Genomic DNA, 18,894 nt, shown 5'->3' on the forward strand with positions numbered 1-18,894 from the left:
GTCTTAAAGACTTGGCAAGTCTGAGCTTAATTTACCGCCTTTGATCCGGATAATCCGCTGCGTTTTGGCAGCCAGTTCGAGGTCGTGGGTGACGACAACCAATGTTGTTCCCGCTTCTTTGTTCAGGTCAAAAAGCAGTTTGACGACCTTCTCGCTGGTTTCGGCATCCAGGTTACCGGTGGGTTCGTCGGCAAACAGAATGCGTGGCTGGTTGGAAAATGCCCGTGCCAATGAAACACGCTGCTGTTCCCCGCCGCTCAGTTGAGTGGGATAATGATGTCCCCGTTCGGCCAAACCTACTTTATCCAGCAAATCCATTGCCCTGGGTTTCACATTTTTCTCACCCCTTAATTCAAGCGGTACCATTACATTTTCAAGTGCCGTCAGCGTGGGCAGCAATTGGAAGTTTTGAAAAATAAAGCCGACATATTGGTTTCTGACAGCGGCAAGCTGGTCTTCGTTGAGGCCATTGAGCTGGGTTCCGTGGAGTTCAACCGTACCGGAAGTAGAGCGGTCGAGGCCGGCGCAGAGACCGAGAAGCGTCGTTTTGCCACTTCCTGATGGCCCGACAATAGACATTGTTGAGCCTGCTTCAACGGAGAAATTGATATTGTCTAAAACGGTCAGTGAGCGGTCCCCGCTTTTATAAATTTTGCTTACTTGTTGCAAATCGAGTACGATATCCATTAATTATCTTTAATGTTATGTTTGCGTGGTGCTAAATTTGGGCAACTTGTTTTATCCTAAATTGGTTCTTTTGCTTTTCCGTTACACATAAATATAGGTTAAACGGCGTTTAAAACTCAATGAATGGCCTTCCGCGAATGGCCTTCCGCGAATGGCCTTCCACGTTTTTCTTTACCTCAATATCATGACCAATCGATTCTTCCTAGTTATTTCATCTCTGATCCTGAATACTATCCTGTTTTCCTGCAATAGCGCGAACAAGGAACAAAACAAGAATAAACCTGATTCAGTACAGGAGACGGCAAAAGAGCCGTTGGCGAAGAAAAAAACAATTGTATTCTTTGGTAACAGCCTTACTGCGGGTTACGGGCTCGACGATCCAGGACGGGCATTTGCGGGCTTGATCCAGAAAAAAATCGACTCGCTCAAACTGAATTACAAAGTCATTAATGCAGGTATCAGTGGAGAAACAACCGCCGGAGGTAACAGCCGCATCGATTGGCTTCTGAAACAACCTTTGGACGTTTTCGTACTCGAATTGGGAGGTAACGATGGTTTGCGTGGAATTCCGGTTTCGGATACCAGGAAAAACCTTCAGACTATTCTTGATAAAGTTCATACAAAATATCCCGACGCAAAACGGGTGCTGGCTGGCATGCAAATTCCGCCCAATCTTGGCCAAAAATACGCAGCGGAATTTCGGGCTGTGTATGCGGAAATTGCTGAAAAGAATGACATTATACTAATTCCTTTTCTGTTAGAGGGAGTTGGTGGCGAGGCAAAGTTAAATTTGCCCGACGGGATACATCCTACCGAGGAGGGACATAAAATTGTTGCTGAAAATGTTTGGAAGGAAATCAAGGGGTTATTGTAAACATGCCATTACCGCGCATCCAAATATAGTGCTATCAAAAAAAGAAAGCCTGAAAGCTGTTAAAAACAATGCTTTCAGGCTTTTATAATAAAACTTAATGGATCTAATCTCTACACAACCCTATCGCCACGAATCACACGAAGAATTATTGCCACAACTGCAATCACAAGCAAAACGTGAATGATGTTGCCCATTCCGAAACTTGCGAATCCAAAATAGCCGATCAACCAAATGATTACCAGGATGATAGCTATTGTATAAAGAAGATTTCCCATTGTTTTGATATTTTGAGTTAGAGTTATTGTTAGTTGTACTTGAATAATATCAATTTAAATGCCAGCAGTTTTCAACCCAAATAAGGCGTCATTATTCCCCGGATTCTACAATATTTGCGGAATTCTAAAAGTATTACCCCTTCAAGTTGTAGAAAATACTCACAAAGTCAGTTTTAGAATGAAAAAAGAACTGTTTCGATCCCTTATTCTTTTTTTATTTATTTGCTCAACGTCTCAGGCAGCGGTAGTCGACACGGTGGATACATATAGTGCTGTCATGAAAAAAACTTTTAAGACGGTCGTTATCAAACCCGACAATTATGCTTCTCTTTCCGAGCTTCCTGTCGTATACCTGCTGCATGGTCACGGTGGTAATTATGCCAATTGGGTCAAAAATGCAGCTGGTTTTCAAAAGGCAGCTGATTTTCACAACATATTAATTGTTTGTCCCGATGGGGGTATTGGCAGCTGGTATTGGGACAGTTCTGTGGATCCACAATCGCAGTATGAGACTTACATTGCCAAAGAACTGGTCGCATTCGTGGATAGTAAATACAAAACAATTAAAAGTCCAAAGGGGAGGGGAATAACCGGACTTAGCATGGGAGGACATGGGGCATTGTACCTTGCATTGCGTCATCAGGACATTTTTGGGGCAGCCGGGAGTATGAGTGGCGGTGTGGACATCAGGCCTTTTCCCAACAATTGGGATATGGCCAAAAAACTGGGCAAATATGCTGATCAACCAGAACGCTGGGAGCAAAATACGGTGATTAATATGCTGCACCTGCTCACGCCCAATGCATTGGCAATCATCATCGATTGTGGTACCGACGATTTCTTTATCAGGGTGAATGAGAATTTACACGAACAATTGATGTACCGAAATATTCCTCATGATTACATTGTCCGTCCGGGCGCGCACAATTGGAACTATTGGACGAATGCAGTGCAATACCAGCTGCTTTTTATGAGTAATTATTTTTCAAAAAAATAGCTGCGCTTTTTTGGAATAACTGGATATACCATTTTTAAATTTCTCTAATTTACATTTGCAAAAATAGTCCTGACCTAATATTTTATTTTACTATTCAACTAAATGAGCAACTATTCCCCGTCTGTGCAGTCCGATGCCCCCAAGTTTACGGACAATAAATATTTGGTAACCCTCGCCTTTGTCACGTCTCTTTTTATGTTCTGGGGGATTGCCATTACGATGGGCGATGTTTTGAATAAACACTTTCAGCATGTTTTAAGCCTTACCAAAACACAATCAGCATTTGTCCAATTTGCAATCTTTGGAGCATACGGGGTTATGGGTATTCCGGCGGGATTGTTCATGAAGCGTTTTGGCTATAAAAACGGCGTGCTTTTCGGCTTGTCACTTTTTGCTATCGGCTCATTTCTGTTCGTTCCTGCCGCGGCAGCGGCTTCTTTTCCATTCTTTGGCATTGCACTTTTCATTCTTGGTTGCGGTATTTCCACTTTGGAAACTGTGGCGCACCCTTTCGTGGCCTCTCTGGGAGACCAGCGGACGAGTGATATGCGGATCAACTTCGCCCAGGCATTCAATGCATTGGGTACGATCATTGGACCGGCGGTTGGTTCCTATTTTCTTTTGAGAAATAATGTTGAAGGAGGCACCGACCTTACTTCTGTAAAGACCTTGTATATCGTTATTGGAAGCGTAATCGCGACAATTGCAATTTTGTTTTCATTCGTAAAGGTGCCCGCTCTCACAGATCCTCACGTAGCGGCTGATCCTGCCGCAGCAAATGTGGATACACATCCTGAAAAAGGCCTTTTCGAACACAGACACTTTAAATGGGCTGTTCTTGCCCAGTTTTTTAACGTCGCTGCGCAGGCAGGTACCTGGGCTTTCTTCATTAATTATGGTCACGAAAAAATGGGTTTTACCGACGTCGTGGCGGGTAATTGGATGATCCTCTTTTTCGTATTGATGCTTACCGGACGTTTCGTTGGTACCTTCCTGATGCGCTACATTGCACCGCATTCCTTGCTTGCGATTTTCGCTGCCTGCAATATTGTAATGTGCCTAATTATTGCTCAAAGTTTAGGCTGGCCATCATTCATCGCATTGCTCATGCTGAACTTCTTTTTCAGCATTATGTTCCCGACGATTTTTAGTTTAGGGTTAAAAAACCTGGGCGCACATACGCAACAAGCTTCTTCTTTTATATCAATGGGTGTTGTGGGCGGTGCCTTTTTCCCTTTCGCCATGGGCGCGGTAGCGGAAACAAACGTTGCGCACGCCTATTACCTCCCGATCATATGCTATACCGTGATCTTCTTCTTTGGATACAAGTTTTATAAAGTACAATAAAAGCTAAAAGCTAAAAGCTAATAGCTAATAGCCAAAAGTTCATAGCCAAAGCATTAGCCAAAGCGTTTTCCTTAAATCTTAAGTTTTCATAAAATGAATCTTTGGGGTATTGACCTGGGTGGTACTAAAATAGAATGCGCAGTCCTGGACTCAACCAGGAACCTGGAAGTGGTTGCTAGAATGCGGCTTCCGACAGAGTCGGTCAAAGGTTATCAACATATCCTATCTCAGATAAAGAGATTGATTGAGATGGTTTCGGAACAAGTGGGTGAGGGGCCTACCAAGGTTGGCTTTGCTACTCCGGGCGTTTTAGAGCCGGATTCACAGCTGATGAAAAATTCAAATACGATCTGCCTGAATGGTATGCCGCTGAAAAAGGATTTACAGGAAATTCTCGATGTGCCTGTCCAGCTTGCCAACGATGCCAACTGCTTCGCACTGGCAGAAGCGCTGATGGGCGCGGGCAGAGAACATCATACTGCGGAAGTCGTTTTTGGTGTGATCATGGGTACTGGCGTTGGCGGCGGATTAGTAGTAAATAATAAAATCATTTCCGGACACCACGGAATTGGTGGTGAATGGGGCCATAACATTCTGGAGGAGAACGGCGAACCTTGCTATTGCGGAAAAGCAGGTTGTGTGGAGCAGGTAATTTCGGGGCCGGCATTAGAGCGTTTTTATGAACGGGAAAGTGGAGAAAAAGTTACCTTGAAGGTCATTATGGACAGATTTCATGAAGGAAAAGATGAATATGCCAAAGCAACCATGGAGCGGCTGCTGGAATATTATGGCAGGGCAATATCGACATTGATCAATGTTATCGATCCGGGCCTGATCGTGATCGGCGGCGGGGTAGGGAATGTAGACTTGCTTTACACTGCGGGTTATGATCGCATCCGGAAATATATTTTCAATAAGGGCGTGGTTACTACGCCGATCATGAAACCGAAGCTGGGAGATAGTGCAGGCGTTTTCGGAGCAGCGTTATTGTAAGAAACTGTTTTTGAATATAATTTAATCCTTCCTGTTTGGCCATGACAACAGCCGGAACGCTCCAGCGCATAAAATCTATTGATACCGTTCGAGGCGCCATTATGGTCATCATGGCACTAGACCACGTCCGGGATTACTTTCATGAATCGGCATTCACAGCTGACCCGACCGACATTCAAACCACAACCGGTATCTTGTTTTTTACGAGATGGATTACACATTTCTGTGCGCCATCCTTCATGTTGCTTTCAGGAATTTCTGCCTATTTATCCGGGCAAAATAAGTCAGCGTCAGAAACTTCTTCTTTTTTGATAAAGCGTGGTTTCTGGCTCATTTTAGTAGAAATCACTTTCATGACTTTTGCCTTTTCCTTCGATATCACTTTCAAAACCATTTTTCTTGCCGTGTTATGGGCATTGGGATGCAGCATGATACTACTGGGCATTTTGGTCCGTTTCGCTTCCCCGAAAACAATCCTAATTGTAGGATGTATCCTGATTTTCGGTCATAACTTATTGGATTATGTGAAGGTCGTGGAAAATTCACCTCTGGACATTGTCTTGAAAATTTTCCTGACGGGTAGGGGCACATTCCTGCCGCGGGGCGACGGCGGCGTGATTGGATTTTTGTATGTTATTCTGCCCTGGGCTGGAATTATGATGTCGGGATATGGGTTGGGAACACTTTACACGAAAGGGTTTTTACAAGAAAATAGAAGGAGGACGTTACTGATTACAGGCGTAATCCTGACAGTTCTTTTTCTGGTTTTGAGATTTTTAAATGGATACGGAGATCCTTCACATTGGGCACCGCAGGATACGAGTTTAAAGACTTTCCTGTCCTTTTTTAATGTAAGTAAATATCCGCCTTCCTTATTGTTTACATTAATGACCCAAGGCCCGCTTCTGATCGCACTCAGCCTCACTGAAAATTCCTCAAACAGGTTGGCCAAAATATTCAGCGTATACGGAAAAGTGCCATTTTTTTTCTTCATGACGCATTTTTATCTGATCCATACGCTGACAATGATAACTGTGCTCTCGTCCGGATACACCTGGGAACAGGCATTGGATGATAAACTTTTCTTCAAATTCAGGCCATTTGATTTTGGATATGATTTGGGCACGGTTTATCTGATCTGGATACTCGTTGTGGCAGCATTGTATTTTCCCTGCAAATGGTTTGGGGAATACCGGGCCAGAAATAAAACTTGGTGGCTTAGCTATCTATAAATCGTCAAATCCCAATAAATGAAGTATCTATATCTCATTTTCCTGTTTCTTGGCCATCTGGCCTGGTCTCAAACTACAACCGAAAACTATCCGGTCGACCCAGCTTCCGAAGAACAAGCCGGTGTTCCGAAGGGTGAGGTTTTGAAATTTACATTTGATCAATCTAAAATCTTCCCTGGAACCTGGCGGGAATACTGGATTTACATTCCAGCACAGTACAAACCAGAGCAGCCGGCGTGTGTATATGTAAACCAGGATGGTATCCAGTGGAAAGCCCCAACGGTTTTTGACAACCTCATTCATAAAAAGGAAATGCCGGTTACCATTGGCGTATTTGTAATGCACGGCAGGGTTAAGGCTGCTAATGCAAGTGAAGCAAATGATCGGTTCAACCGTAGTTTCGAGTTTGATGGCTTGGGGGATGCCTATGCCACATTCATTCTTGACGAAATTTTACCAGAGGTAGAAAAGCGAAAAGCAAGCGACGGAAGGGTCATCAGATTATCCAAAAACGGTAATGACCGGGCGATAGGCGGTTCGAGCAGCGGAGCGGTTTGTGCTTTTACGGCAGCTTGGGAAAGGCCGGGAGCATTTTCCCGCGTTTACAGCGCCATCGGAACGTATGTAGGTCTCCGTGGCGCGGACCGTTATCCGACCCTGCTGAGGAAATATGAGCCCAAGCCGCTTCGAATCTATTTGCAGGATGGCAGCCAGGATCTGAACATTTATGCGGGCGACTGGTGGATGGCCAACCAGACTATGTTGCGTGCGCTGACTTTTGCGGGATATGAGGTCACTCATCAATGGGGTGAAGGGGGGCACAATGGAAAACATGGAACGGCACTTTTCCCGGAAGCTATGCGCTATTTGTGGAAAGGCTGGCCTGAACCAGTCAAAATGGGCTCCTCTCAGAATCAGGTTTTATCGGGTATCCTTATTCCCGGACAAGGCTGGGAGTTGGTAGGGGAAGGATACAAATTTACAGAAGGGCCGGCGGCTAGCCAGTCGGGTGAAATTTTTTTTCAGGATATTCCTAACTCAAAAACCTATAAGGTAGGCATTGATGGAAAGCTGAGTACAATGAATGAATATTCTCAAAATGCCAGCGGAACTGAATTTGGCAAGGATGGTCAGCGGTATGAGGTAGCCAAGAAATCACTTTCCATCGTTCGATACGATGCCCAGGGCAAAAAGCAGGAGATTGCAAAAGAGATCGCTGGCAAGGATCTGACCATCGCGCAGAATGGTAACGTGTATGTTACTGTTCCGGATGGACGCGAAAAACCGAGTATAATATATCTGATAAAACCGGGAGGGGAAAAAGAGGAAGTCGATAAAGGCCTTTTGTATGCAAATGGGGTTACTTTGTCACCGGATCAGACGCTACTTTATGTAACAGAATCCACCTCACATTGGGTTTGGTCTTACCAGGTCCAGCCTGACGGAACATTGAAATATAAGCAAAAATTTGGCTGGCTGCATTTGCGGGACAACGAGGAAAACGCCTGGGCCGACGGGCTTACTTGCGACCGCGAAGGCAGAATTTATGTAGCTACCAAAGCAGGAATACAGATTTTAGATCAGACCGGAAGAGTGAACGCGATTATCCCTACGCCCAACGGAACTGTTTCCAATGTTGCATTTGGCGGCAAAGATTTCGATGTATTGTATGCGACAGCCAACGACAAGGTCTACTGCCGGAAATTGAAAGCCAAAGGTGCTAATAACTGGGATTTGCCAAATAAACCAGACGCGCCAAAATTGTAGATGCGGAATTATGGTCTGCCATTTTTTTTCGAAACATATGTGACGCTTTGAATGGATTGACGTCTAAAGGATATCAACCATACAAACCCACGAATTCATATGTCGCGTAGTTATTCCCAAGTTTACATTCACTTCGTGTTGGCCGTAAGATATAGGCAAGCCATCATATTGCCTCATTGGAAGCAAACACTGCATAACTTCATTACCGCCATTACCCAAAACAATGGTCATGATGTGCTGGCGATCGGTTCGATGCCAGATCACTTGCATTTGCTGGTTAATCTCAATTCCGTACAATCAATGTCTGATTTCATGGAGATTGTTCAGAAAAAAAGCAAGGAATTTATCAACCAACGTAACTTCACGCCCATCCCATTTGAATGGCAAGAAGGTTTTGGAGGCTTTTCCATAAGCATTTTGGACATTGAAAAAGAAACCAGGTATGTCTTTAACCAGGAACAACATCACCGCCACATCAAATTCAGGGCCGAGTTTATAGCTTTATTGCGGGAATGGAAAATTCCCTTCGACGACCGGACTATTTTTGAGGATCTTATTGAATGAAATCAGGGGATGTATGGACCACCCGGTACACCCCAGCCCCATTTGGGCATGGGTTCGTCCGGATTCATTTCTGTGCTCTCTATATTCGAGTTGAGCACCGCGATGCGCGTTCCCCACTCAATATAGGCCACAAAAGCGGACCGGAATTCAGGGTCATCAGGGAGATTGATCTCATCAGCGGTTTCTAGTAGTAACGCGGCCCACCGTTGCCGGTGCTTCTCGGTAAGATGTTTGGACAAATGCTTCTGGATCATTTTAAAGTGGCTGCCTTCTTCAGTACTGTACATTGCCGGTCCGCCAAAAACTTCCGCGATAAAGTGCGCCACGTGCCTTTGATGTTCGGTCGACATATGCTTGAAAACCGGCTCCAGCAATTCGTCCGTCAATACTTTTGTATAAAAAGCGGTCGTCAATTCCTCAAAAGCAGGCATTCCACCGGCCCACTCATATAAGGTTGGAATTGTTTTGTTTTGATCTGTCATTATAGTATTTGCTAATTGAAACAATGCTTTACCACTCCATAACGACGCCCTCAAATCCATCTAGCTTATCAATTTCCAGATTGATTGTGCCGTTTTTCCAATTGAACTTGACGGGTTTATCGGAAGTTAATGCGAAAACCTTGCTCGGTTTTTTGTCGGATTTAATAGTGAATTTCAGATTGTAAATTGGTAATGGTTCGAAATAGGTGTTTCCGCTAAAACCAGTCAGGTTAATCAGATGCAGGATCATTCCCTCGCTGGCATGCCTGTCTTTATTACTGACGGTATTCTTCGCGAATTCCTTTAAAATAGTTTCAACTCGGGCAGGAGCATTGGTCTGTAGGGTTTGAGAAGCTTCCGGCAAAACATAATTGATTGCGTCCAAGAGGATGTTTTTGTGTTCCTGATAGCCATGCAAGTAGTAAATTTTTCCAATGTTTTCCGGCAAAATAATGGCTTTGCTTTTCTCATGATTCTTAATTCCCATTGCATAATAGCCAGTCGGTTCATGGCCGCCAATAATTTCAGGTGGGCCTGGCCTTCCTTTCGCTAAAACAGGAAGTAATCTTTGGTCAGCGCCCGAAAGATCGTAAAGGCCGAGATTGAACTTCCAGAAAAGCATCTTTTGACCCGCAAAACTTTTAAAGATTGTCTTGTTATCAGGTACCAGATAGTTGCCGGCGCCATTATTATCTTTATTTTCAATCTTCGCACCAAATAAGTCCAGTAATGTCTCGGGGCTATCAAATAGCGTCCGGTTGGTTGCGATCAAATTAGTCCCGCCTTTGCTGGCGTCTTTCAGAATCTGAATCGCTTCCGGTTTGAGATAAGTGATTTCGGGAAGGATGAGAAGTTTGTAGCCTTTCATTTTTTCGGCAAGATTTTCGATTTGCCCGTCTTCAATAATGTCGAATGGAATGTGGGCTTCCCGTAACATTAACTGGATACCCCGATATTCCTGCATGGGATCGCCATTGGGCCAGGCACCAGGCGCAATGACGGCGACTTTTGCGATTGATTTATACTTACCAAAATAAGGTTCATGCTTTTTATGAAATGAATAGACTTTCTTTAAAACCGCGTAATTTCGTTCATCCTCATAGCCTCGCATATCTCCCATCATGCTCATATCCAGGCCTGAACCATTTGCAATGTTCTCGTAAAGCCTGATCTGCACTTCCTGCGGTTCAACGGCATTGTATCTGGATTGAAATGATATCTGCTGGATGCTGGCGTTGCTAATGATATGATTTGGAAATGAATTGATAGCATTACCCACATTGTCGGAGGCAGAATATGGCCAGTAAGGAAGGGTCGTCATGCTTTGCGACTCATGCCGGATGATATCTACAAATTTGTCTGAATAGGTACAGATTGCAATCTGTTCATTTTTGGCCTTGACCAGCCTGTGAAGCCGCTCCGACCAATCTTCGACGGAATGCTTTTTAAATTCCAGGTATTTCTGAAATAATGGATCAGCCTTATTTTCGTCCGTTGGCAAAACTTTGCCACCGGAATATGCTGCAAAGCTTTTTTTGTCAAAATCGTTCTGATCGATGCCGTGATACTTTCCCTCGTACGGATTATTGACCTGATAACCAGGCATGTTAAGGAAAATGCCATCGATCGGAAACATATCAATAACCTCCTCAATGATTTTAAATGCTTTTTCCTGTACATAGGGCGCATTGATGGACACGACGTACATATCCGTATTGATAATCCGCTCACCTTTTGGGGAAAGATAACACCAGTCCGGATGCGACTTGAATATGCTTTCATGGACCCTGCTGAAATCAAAACGGACGATTACCCTAATGTCTTTTTCGTGGCATTTCCTGATCACTTCACCCAGTACATTGTTTTTCATGAATGGATTAGTGTAGTGAAAGTCCAGCTTCGTGGGGTAAAAAGCCATGATCCCACCAGCATTGATCAGCAATGTATTGGCTGAAAAAGAGATCAGATCGGCTACAATTGAATCGGCATTGATGGTTGCAGCCTCATAGGAAGGCAGGTTCATTTGAATGACCCGCAGGTTATTTCTTTTCCACCACAAATCTTCACCTGATGTATTTTGCGTGAGGGCCGGAAACAGGCAAAACAGTGTGCAAAGAAGTAAAAAGACTTTTTTCATTTATAATGATCGATTAAGATAAAAAGCGGCCCGCTATCTTGCATCTGCTTTGTGCAGCATTCACTCGAAATGCGACCGACTGGCCTGGTTATTTTATACATACACAGGTAAAGCTTTCTCAACCAAAATAGCAGGAAATTGATTAGGAAAAGGGTTTTGACGCTGATTCTTATTGGCATTTTTTCGATTCATTCTGCACAAGGGCAGGATAACTGGTTCAAACGGTTTGTACAGAAAACGATTTCTGACACCACATCTCCGGGAGAATCCAGTTTCAGAATATACCCGACGCTAGGCTATTCTCCGGAAACAAGTTTCGAATTCGGCTTATCCTCTCTCTTCTTATTTCAGGCAAAAAAGGACACGTTAAACCGCCTGAGCGAAATTGCAGCCTTTACTTTCATCACTTTGGAAGCCCAATATGGTATCTGGCTGGACAATGCTATCTACGGGGACAAAGACAAGTGGTTTTTTCTTGGAAGAACGAGATTTCAAAGATTTCCCCTGCTGTATTATGGTATTGGCCCTCAAACACCGGGAAAGGATCCAGCATTAATCGACGCTAATTATATTCTGCTTAAACAAAGGGTCTTAAGAAAGATAATTCCTAATCTTTTTGTGGGACCCGAAATTGATTATCAGCAATTATACAACACACATTTTAATCAACCTGATAATCATGTTTACGATAAACCAATTGGTACCGACGGTACGCGGAATATTGGCCTGGGGGCAGCATTGGTTTACGATAACCGGCACAATGTGTTGAATGTCCGTAAAGGATTTTTTGGGGAAATTTCATTTTTAAAATACGCACCCGGATTGGGAAGCAATTATAATTTTCAAGCTGTTAATTTGGATATAAGGTCTTCCCACCCGACAAACGTGCGAAACGTGCTCGCCTGGCAGGTTTACGGCAGCTTTACTTCTGGTAATGTGCCATTCAATCAGCTTGCACTAATGGGCGGGGAAATGATCATGCGTGGCTACTACTATGGAAGGTATCGTGATAAAAATATGATTGCCACGCAGATAGAGCACCGCTGGCTTCCGTTTGGTTTTAGCAAGCGCATTGGGGCGGTTGCATTTGCAGGCGCAGCGGTGGTAAGTCCTAAAATTACTTCTTTTGATACACGCTATTTGCGTCCTTCGGGAGGTGTTGGCATCCGTTATTTGCTGTTTCCTAAAAAAGACATATTCCTTCGTCTGGACGTCGGTTTTACCAGGGAAGGCCCTGGCTTCTATCTTTTTACCGGTGAGGCATTCTGACGATTATTCCCGGTGACGGTAAGTGAATGCGACCAGGAAAAGCAAGATTCCCACAAAGCCCAATGCGATTGATAGTGATGTCAATTCTGCAATAAAACCGATCAAAGCAGGTCCCGCTAGCTGTCCTGAATAGCCCAGGATGGTTACTCCTGATAATGCGATAGACGGCGGGATATTTGGAATACGGCCTGCGGCTGTGAAAAATACCGGTACGATATTGGCTGCACCGAATCCTACAAGTACAAATCCAATCAATGCTGCCGGACCCCACGGCAGTAATACTGCGATCAAAAATCCTGATCCTGCAAGTAGTGTACCATATAAAACAACTTTGCCTGGACCCAATTTGTGAATAATTCCATCGCCGGTTAACCGCATTACGGCCATTGCAACTGAAAATGAGGCATAACCTACACCAGACCAGGAAGGGTCAAAGTCTCGTGAGAATTGGAGAAATACCGCACTCCAGTCCAGTAATGAACCTTCTGCGAGAAAAACAATGAAACACATAACCCCGAGAAAAAAAACAGGTCCTTTGGGAAGAACCAAACTCGTACTATCCATCGTGGCTTCTTCCGAATGAGGGAGCAGGTGCTTGAATTGGGTTGTGGTAAAAATGATAAGAAGACCTGATATACTTACTGCCGCGACCGTTGGAGACAAACCGGCTTTGATTAAAAAACCTAGTCCAATTGAGCCTATAAGCCCTCCCAGGCTAAACATGCCATGAAAAGAAGACATAATATGGCTGCCATGTTTTTCCTGAACAAGCACTGCCTGCGCATTCATCGCAACATCTATCGAGCCAATACCGGCGCCAAAAACGAATAGGGCCGCAGCCAGTTGGTAAGAAGAGTTAGCCAGCAATAGAAGTGGTAATAGCAATGCAATGATCATTGCTGCGATCAGGGCAATGTTGCGGCTTCCGTATTTGTTGATCAGCATTCCGGTAACTGGCATGGTCACGATAGCGCCAGCGCCTAATGAAAGAAGTACCAATCCAAGATCAGCCTCGCTAAGTCCCAGCCTGAGCTTGGCAAATGGCACCATCGGCGCCCAACTGGAAAGGCCGATTCCACAAACCAGAAATATGATTAATGTTGCTTTTCTTGCACCGCTAACCTTTAATGTTTCATTCATACTACCAGTGAATTGTGTTTTGCAAATTAATGCAAATTTGCATTAATTTGCAAAACACAATTGTGATTATGATCAAGGAAAAACGTTTTGCTTACATTCTTGACAAACTCCGGGACAATGATCAGGTAGCATTCGCCCAGCTCAGCACCGATCTGCGTGTTTCCGAAGATACGATCAGAAGGGACATAGAAGCGCTGTCCAGTAGCGGGTTACTGATGAAAGTTAGGGGCGGCGCAATACCGCGCTCGCATAATCCGCTGTCTTTTAAAGAAAGGATTGGCTATCTGAAAGATGATAAGGAAATCATCGCACTCAAAGCGCAACCGTTAGTCAAAAGTGGACAAACCGTTTTTTTGGATGGTGGTACTTCCGTTCTTACCCTGGTTTCACTTTTGCCGACTGATATTAAATTGACTGTGATAACCAATAACACTGCCATTATTCCTGCACTTACTGCATATCAGGGAGTTCGGTTAATCTTGCTGGGTGGATCATACCTGAAAGAATCAGAAACAATTGTGGGTTTGACAGCAATCAAAATGGTCGAAAATTTTCAGGCTGATTTATATTTTATGGGAATATGCGCGCTGGATACGCAAAGAGGCGTTACAGCAAATTATATGGAGGAAGCGGAACTGAAGCAGGCAATGCTTAGGCACTCCGGAACGGCAGTTGCGCTCAGTACTTATGATAAGCTCGAAACCTATGAAAGTTACCGCGTCTGCCCCATTGAAAGCCTGGATTATATTATTACTGAGGTTGATGCTTCGAATGCGAAATTAAAATTGTTCCGGGAAGCTGGGGTGAAGATTTTGTAGTTAGACTTACCAGGTTTCCAAAACCTGGTAAGTCTGTTTTTACTAAATATTCTTTTTCTTCGATTCTTTTACCGCAAAATCAACTGCACGGGCTGTGAGCGCCATGTAGGTTAATGATGGATTTACGCAGGAAGCCGAGGTCATTGCGGCACCATCTGTTACAAATACATTTTTAACCGAATGAAGCTGATTATTGCCATTAAGAACTGATGTTTTAGGATCGCGACCCATTCTGGCTGTGCCCATTTCATGGATAGCCATTCCCAGGTAAGATCCGTTATCATGGGTTTTCACATTTTTAAGCCCAGACTTTTCCAGCATCTCGGCCGCATCATTCATCATATCCACCCGCATTTTTTTCTCGTTTTCACGAAGGTCAGCGTCAAATACGACGGTAGGGATGCCGAATTTGTCTTTCTTTTCCTTACTGAGGTACATGTAATTTTCGTGGTATGGCAATGTTTCACCAAAACCACCAAAACCCATTGTCCAGTTACCTGGAGTGGTAAGTTCATCCTTGAAATCGGCCCCAAACGCAAGCTCAGCCACATTTCGCTGCCACCCCTGACGACCGCCGCCACCCTGGTATCCAAAGCCGCGCAAATAATCACGTTTATCTGACCCTATGTTCCGATAACGGGGAACATAAATTCCATTGGCACGACGACCGAAGTAATATTTGTCGAGGTCACCTTCCCAAACGCCGCTCGCACCTGTTCTGAAATGGTGGTCCATCAGGTTATGTCCCAGCTCTCCCGAGTCATTGCCCATTCCATTTGGAAAACGGGCAGAAGTTGAATTCAACAGCAATGCACTGGAAGCGATAGCGCTGGCACATACAAAAATGAGGTTAGCAAAATACTCCTTCTCTTGCAAGGTGGTCGTGTCTACAATCCGAACTCCCGTTGCGCGTCCGCCTGATTTTTTAGCGTCGTAAATGATTTCCCGCACCGCGGAGTCAGGGCGCAAAGTCAGTAAACCCGTTTTTACTGCTGGCGGCAACGTACTTGATTGCGTACTGAAATAGGCGCCGTACGGACATCCGTATGAGCAGCGGTTTCGGTACTGGCACGGAGAGCGGCCTCCTTCCAATTGTATTTTGGTAGGTTGGGATAAGTTTGCTACCCTGCCTATGGTCATGTTACGGCCTGGGAATTCCTTTTCAAGGCGTTTGCGAACCTCTTTTTCAACGAAATACATATCCATGGGCGGAATGAAATCGGAGTCAGGCAACTGCGGAAGGCCGAGTTTTTCCCCTGAAATCCCTACATGCTTTTCAACATAGGAGTACCAAGGCGCAATATCCTTATAGCGGATTGGCCAGTCAACGGCAACCCCGTCTTTCAGGTTTGCTTCAAAATCAATATCGCTAAGCCGGTACGACTGACGTCCCCACATGATCGATTTCCCACCAACAATGTTCGGCCTGAACCAGTCGAACCGTTTTTTCTCTTCGTAAGGAGCGTCCATATCATTCATCCAGTATTTCTCCGTCATTTCATTGTACGGATAATCGCGGGATAAAAATGGGTGGGTTTCCTTTTGCTTTACGGTAAGACGTCCATTATACTGGGTTTCCCAAGGGGCTTTCAGCGCATTTTCATAACCCGTAACGTGTTCAAGATTCTTGCCTTTTTCAAGCATTAAAACTTTAAGTCCTTTTTCGGTAAGTTCCTTCGCAGCCCAGCCGCCCGAAACGCCCGAGCCGATCACTATTGCATCGTAGGTTACTTCCTTTAATGCATCTATGTTTAGATTCGCCATTATTAAATGAGGTTTTAGGGATTACTCGCGTTAGAAAGATATAAGGCCCAGCCTTTCTGGCCTTTTGGCATAGGCCAATCACCGTCAAACCGGCCAGGGGTGGGAAGGTAGTCCAGTGCCTGGGTTGCGCCAATTTCAGATGTGAAATAGCCTGTCACGGTCAGTCCTTTTACTTGCAAAAAGAATGGCTTGTCTGAAATGGTAGTCTTTTTGATAATCTCTGTTTTCTGAACTGCATCCAATGCAGAAAAGCCTTTGCTGTAAATTTCCTTACTAAGTGCATCTATCTTTTCGAGACCTGTAAAGAATGTCTTTTGTTCTGCGAGCGGATAACAGTCTTTTATAACCCTTAAAATAAACTTTTCGGCACCAGCAGCTTTGGCTCCTGGAGTGCTGGTTGTGGGAATTATGGTGTCGGCTACATCGGCCAGGAGCGTTTCCTGGGCATCTGAAACTAGAATTGATGGGCCAAAATTGAGTTTTTCGCCCATAATTCCCGCCATCAAGGGTGCCGAAAGGCTACCGCCTACCAGCATGGTTATTCTTTCAACGGCTTCTCTACGATTCATGATAAAGGATTTAATGTCAATTAAAACACCACAATAAAATATTCGCTAAATATAATGTTCCCTCAGTATAGATAATATAATGAATTAACAAGTTGTCAAGTTTTGAAAACTACTTTTCAAGTCGTAGAACTATCAGGTGATTGCAAATGATCACTCACAGCGGAGGCTTATCAAAGTAAAAAGAGTTGGCTTTTTTCCGAAGGCTCAACCAATGTAACCGATCGCTAATCGAATTTTATATGAGCGGGAGAGAAGAAGCATATTTGATTAATATTCTGAACCGAATAGTGCTAAGAACTACGCCATGGTGCCCTACCTGGCCAGCTATTCAAAAGGTTAAGTAATAGAGGAACGTTGAGTAAATAATGCAAATATCTTCCCTGAAATTTCAGGGAAGATATTTTTTTTGGAAGGAAATGGAAAATTTATTGAATGGGGTAGGAGTTGCCCTCAGAGATAATTAGTACCTGTTTTCGTCTTCTCGGATTGTATTTGACATGAACCTTACTCCCAATTTTGAAAAATTGGAGCTGCGTTGAAGTGGCGTAAATAGTCACTTCAGTTACATAGTTCCGCTCATTTTCAGGGTGGATTTGTAGGCCCAGTCTTATCGGTCTTAAAGTTTGACCTTCCGTAGGTCTTATCTGTTCCAAACTAAGTATTGTTGCTGTCGATCGTATTCCAAACTGAACTAGAAATCTAAAATCCCTGGCCTTTTGAAGATGCAGAAGAAATCTTACGAGGGCAAATATTGCTACGGTAAGTGTCGTAACGAACAGTTTCCAAAAAGTGAAAGAGTGCATTGTCTTTGATTACATTGACTGACGTTCAAGGAAGTCGAAGGTCTGTCATTCACCAAAAGAAATGAGCCTGTGGTTAGAAATATCTGATTACCGGGTGTTAGAGTTATTTTCAGGTAATGGAATTAGTTTGAAATTGAAGCAAATGAGAAGTCTCCGTTTTATCGTGGTAGATCCTGAAGATTTACTTGACTTCGGGAATATATAACCTGTGCTGAATTGCATAAACAATGAGGTCGGTGGTTCGCTTTACCTTTAATTTTTCCATGACGCTCCTATGGTAATATTGCACCGTGTGGGCGCTTAATTTGAGATCAAAGGCAATTTCTTTAATTGTACGACCACTGCACACCTTTTGCAAAACCTCCTTCTCTCGTGGCGAAAGATGAAGAACGACCTGATCATCTGAGAATACGCTATTGATCAGATTTTGTCTTAAATCACTGCTTATATACTGTTTGCCGTTGGCTACTTGCTGGATTGCTTCCTTAAACTCTTCAAAAACGATCAGTCTTGAAAGGATTCCATTTGCCCCTCTTCTGATCGCCTGTTTAATGGATTGTGCGTCCGTCGCTGAGGAAAACACGACGATTTTCATATCGGCGGAAAGTGTTGCTTTGCACGTTTCCAATAAATCTAATCCGTTAGGTCCAGGCATTGTCAGGTCCATCACTAGTATGTCGGGCGGATTGTTGCTTCGAATATCCAGGAATTCCCGACCATCTGTATAGATTTCTACCTCGCTTACCTCCGGGACTAAAAGCATCAGATTTTTCAATGCGCTGATCAACAGCATGCTCTCATCCACTAAAATTACATCCATAGAATTATTTCTAATTACTTAGACCTAGTTGGATAAACCTCTAATGGCACTAGTTACTATCATATGTGCCTGAACTTGCGAGATGAAGAATATTGATAGGTTGATCTCTGTTGTTGCTTGATATATTAATGTAATTATTCAATTAACTATGGCTGACTGCGCCGTAAGCAACAAAAAACTTATTTAATGGTAGAATAATGATAAAAATAGACTTTTTTGTAGCTATAAATTTATTTTTCGTAGCTAGTATTTTTAGCTTATACCCCAAAACTGAGGGGTACAATAATAGTAATAATATGCGGGTTTTTTTTGAGTTAATTAATGATAAATTTGCAAGTAACTAGTGGTTCTACATG

17 protein-coding genes are annotated in these 18,894 nt (G+C 43.8%); 9 read left to right on the forward strand and 8 right to left on the reverse strand.

The features are described 5' to 3' along the window. Positions 1-3: 3 nt before the first annotated feature. A complete protein-coding gene (locus FHS68_RS19540; protein WP_167273749.1) occupies positions 4-687 on the reverse strand; it encodes an ABC transporter ATP-binding protein in 684 nt (227 codons plus the stop codon). Between the two features lie 184 nt (positions 688-871). Here FHS68_RS19540 and FHS68_RS19545 point away from each other — a divergent pair, with 184 nt between their 5' ends. Then, positions 872-1,561, forward strand: a complete 690-nt coding sequence (locus tag FHS68_RS19545) for an arylesterase (RefSeq protein ID WP_167273751.1) — start codon at positions 872-874, stop codon at positions 1,559-1,561. Between the two features lie 110 nt (positions 1,562-1,671). On the opposite strand, the gene FHS68_RS19550 is transcribed toward FHS68_RS19545, so the two are convergent. After that, positions 1,672-1,836: a lmo0937 family membrane protein gene (locus FHS68_RS19550; protein WP_167273753.1), complete on the reverse strand. Its 165-nt coding sequence runs from the start codon at positions 1,834-1,836 to the stop codon at positions 1,672-1,674. A 178-nt stretch (positions 1,837-2,014) separates the two neighbouring features. Between FHS68_RS19550 and FHS68_RS19555 the strand changes: the two genes are divergently transcribed. The 6 genes from FHS68_RS19555 (at position 2,015) to FHS68_RS19580 (ending at position 8,736) form a co-directional block, all read left to right on the forward strand. Further along, positions 2,015-2,833, forward strand: a complete 819-nt coding sequence (locus tag FHS68_RS19555) for an alpha/beta hydrolase (RefSeq protein ID WP_167273756.1) — start codon at positions 2,015-2,017, stop codon at positions 2,831-2,833. Positions 2,834-2,935: 102 nt separating this feature from the next. After that, the gene (gene fucP, locus FHS68_RS19560) at positions 2,936-4,180 is read left to right on the forward strand and encodes an L-fucose:H+ symporter permease (RefSeq protein ID WP_167273758.1); all 1,245 of its coding nucleotides are present in this window, start codon (positions 2,936-2,938) and stop codon (positions 4,178-4,180) included. A 93-nt stretch (positions 4,181-4,273) separates the two neighbouring features. Then, the gene (locus FHS68_RS19565; protein WP_167273772.1) at positions 4,274-5,173 is read left to right on the forward strand and encodes an ROK family protein; all 900 of its coding nucleotides are present in this window, start codon (positions 4,274-4,276) and stop codon (positions 5,171-5,173) included. Positions 5,174-5,214: 41 nt separating this feature from the next. Further along, positions 5,215-6,405 (forward strand): acetyltransferase domain-containing protein, encoded by a 1,191-nt coding sequence (locus FHS68_RS19570; protein WP_167273774.1) that lies wholly within the window; start codon positions 5,215-5,217, stop codon positions 6,403-6,405. 18 nt (positions 6,406-6,423) lie between these two features. After that, positions 6,424-8,172: an SMP-30/gluconolactonase/LRE family protein gene (locus tag FHS68_RS19575; RefSeq protein ID WP_167273777.1), complete on the forward strand. Its 1,749-nt coding sequence runs from the start codon at positions 6,424-6,426 to the stop codon at positions 8,170-8,172. Between the two features lie 99 nt (positions 8,173-8,271). Next, on the forward strand, positions 8,272-8,736 hold the full coding sequence (locus FHS68_RS19580) for a transposase (protein WP_167273778.1): 465 nt from the start codon (positions 8,272-8,274) through the stop codon (positions 8,734-8,736). Between the two features lie 2 nt (positions 8,737-8,738). Here the strand turns inward: FHS68_RS19580 and FHS68_RS19585 are convergent, their stop codons facing one another. Next, positions 8,739-9,218, reverse strand: coding sequence for a group II truncated hemoglobin (locus tag FHS68_RS19585; RefSeq protein ID WP_167273781.1), 480 nt, complete (start codon positions 9,216-9,218; stop codon positions 8,739-8,741). 28 nt (positions 9,219-9,246) lie between these two features. Next, on the reverse strand, positions 9,247-11,355 hold the full coding sequence (locus FHS68_RS19590; RefSeq protein ID WP_167273783.1) for an alpha-amylase family protein: 2,109 nt from the start codon (positions 11,353-11,355) through the stop codon (positions 9,247-9,249). 138 nt (positions 11,356-11,493) lie between these two features. Between FHS68_RS19590 and FHS68_RS19595 the strand changes: the two genes are divergently transcribed. Further along, positions 11,494-12,624 (forward strand): BamA/TamA family outer membrane protein, encoded by a 1,131-nt coding sequence (locus FHS68_RS19595; protein WP_167273786.1) that lies wholly within the window; start codon positions 11,494-11,496, stop codon positions 12,622-12,624. A gap of 3 nt (positions 12,625-12,627) precedes the next feature. On the opposite strand, the gene FHS68_RS19600 is transcribed toward FHS68_RS19595, so the two are convergent. After that, complete coding sequence (locus FHS68_RS19600) at positions 12,628-13,764, reverse strand: MFS transporter (RefSeq protein WP_167273789.1); 1,137 nt, start codon at positions 13,762-13,764, stop codon at positions 12,628-12,630. 68 nt (positions 13,765-13,832) lie between these two features. Between FHS68_RS19600 and FHS68_RS19605 the strand changes: the two genes are divergently transcribed. Further along, on the forward strand, positions 13,833-14,582 hold the full coding sequence (locus tag FHS68_RS19605; protein ID WP_167273791.1) for a DeoR/GlpR family DNA-binding transcription regulator: 750 nt from the start codon (positions 13,833-13,835) through the stop codon (positions 14,580-14,582). A gap of 42 nt (positions 14,583-14,624) precedes the next feature. Here FHS68_RS19605 and FHS68_RS19610 read toward each other — a convergent pair whose 3' ends face one another. The 3 genes from FHS68_RS19610 to FHS68_RS19620 all read right to left on the reverse strand — a co-directional run bounded on the left by FHS68_RS19610 (position 14,625) and on the right by FHS68_RS19620 (position 18,538). After that, entirely contained in the window at positions 14,625-16,346 is a 1,722-nt protein-coding gene (locus FHS68_RS19610; RefSeq protein ID WP_167273794.1) for a GMC oxidoreductase, read from the reverse strand. Positions 16,347-16,360: 14 nt separating this feature from the next. After that, complete coding sequence (locus tag FHS68_RS19615) at positions 16,361-16,915, reverse strand: gluconate 2-dehydrogenase subunit 3 family protein (RefSeq protein ID WP_167273797.1); 555 nt, start codon at positions 16,913-16,915, stop codon at positions 16,361-16,363. 984 nt (positions 16,916-17,899) lie between these two features. Further along, on the reverse strand, positions 17,900-18,538 hold the full coding sequence (locus tag FHS68_RS19620) for a response regulator (protein WP_167273800.1): 639 nt from the start codon (positions 18,536-18,538) through the stop codon (positions 17,900-17,902). Positions 18,539-18,894: the final 356 nt, after the last annotated feature.

Source organism: Dyadobacter arcticus (genome assembly GCF_011762185.1).
In the GTDB taxonomy this organism is placed as follows: Bacteria; Bacteroidota; Bacteroidia; order Cytophagales; family Spirosomataceae; genus Dyadobacter; species Dyadobacter arcticus.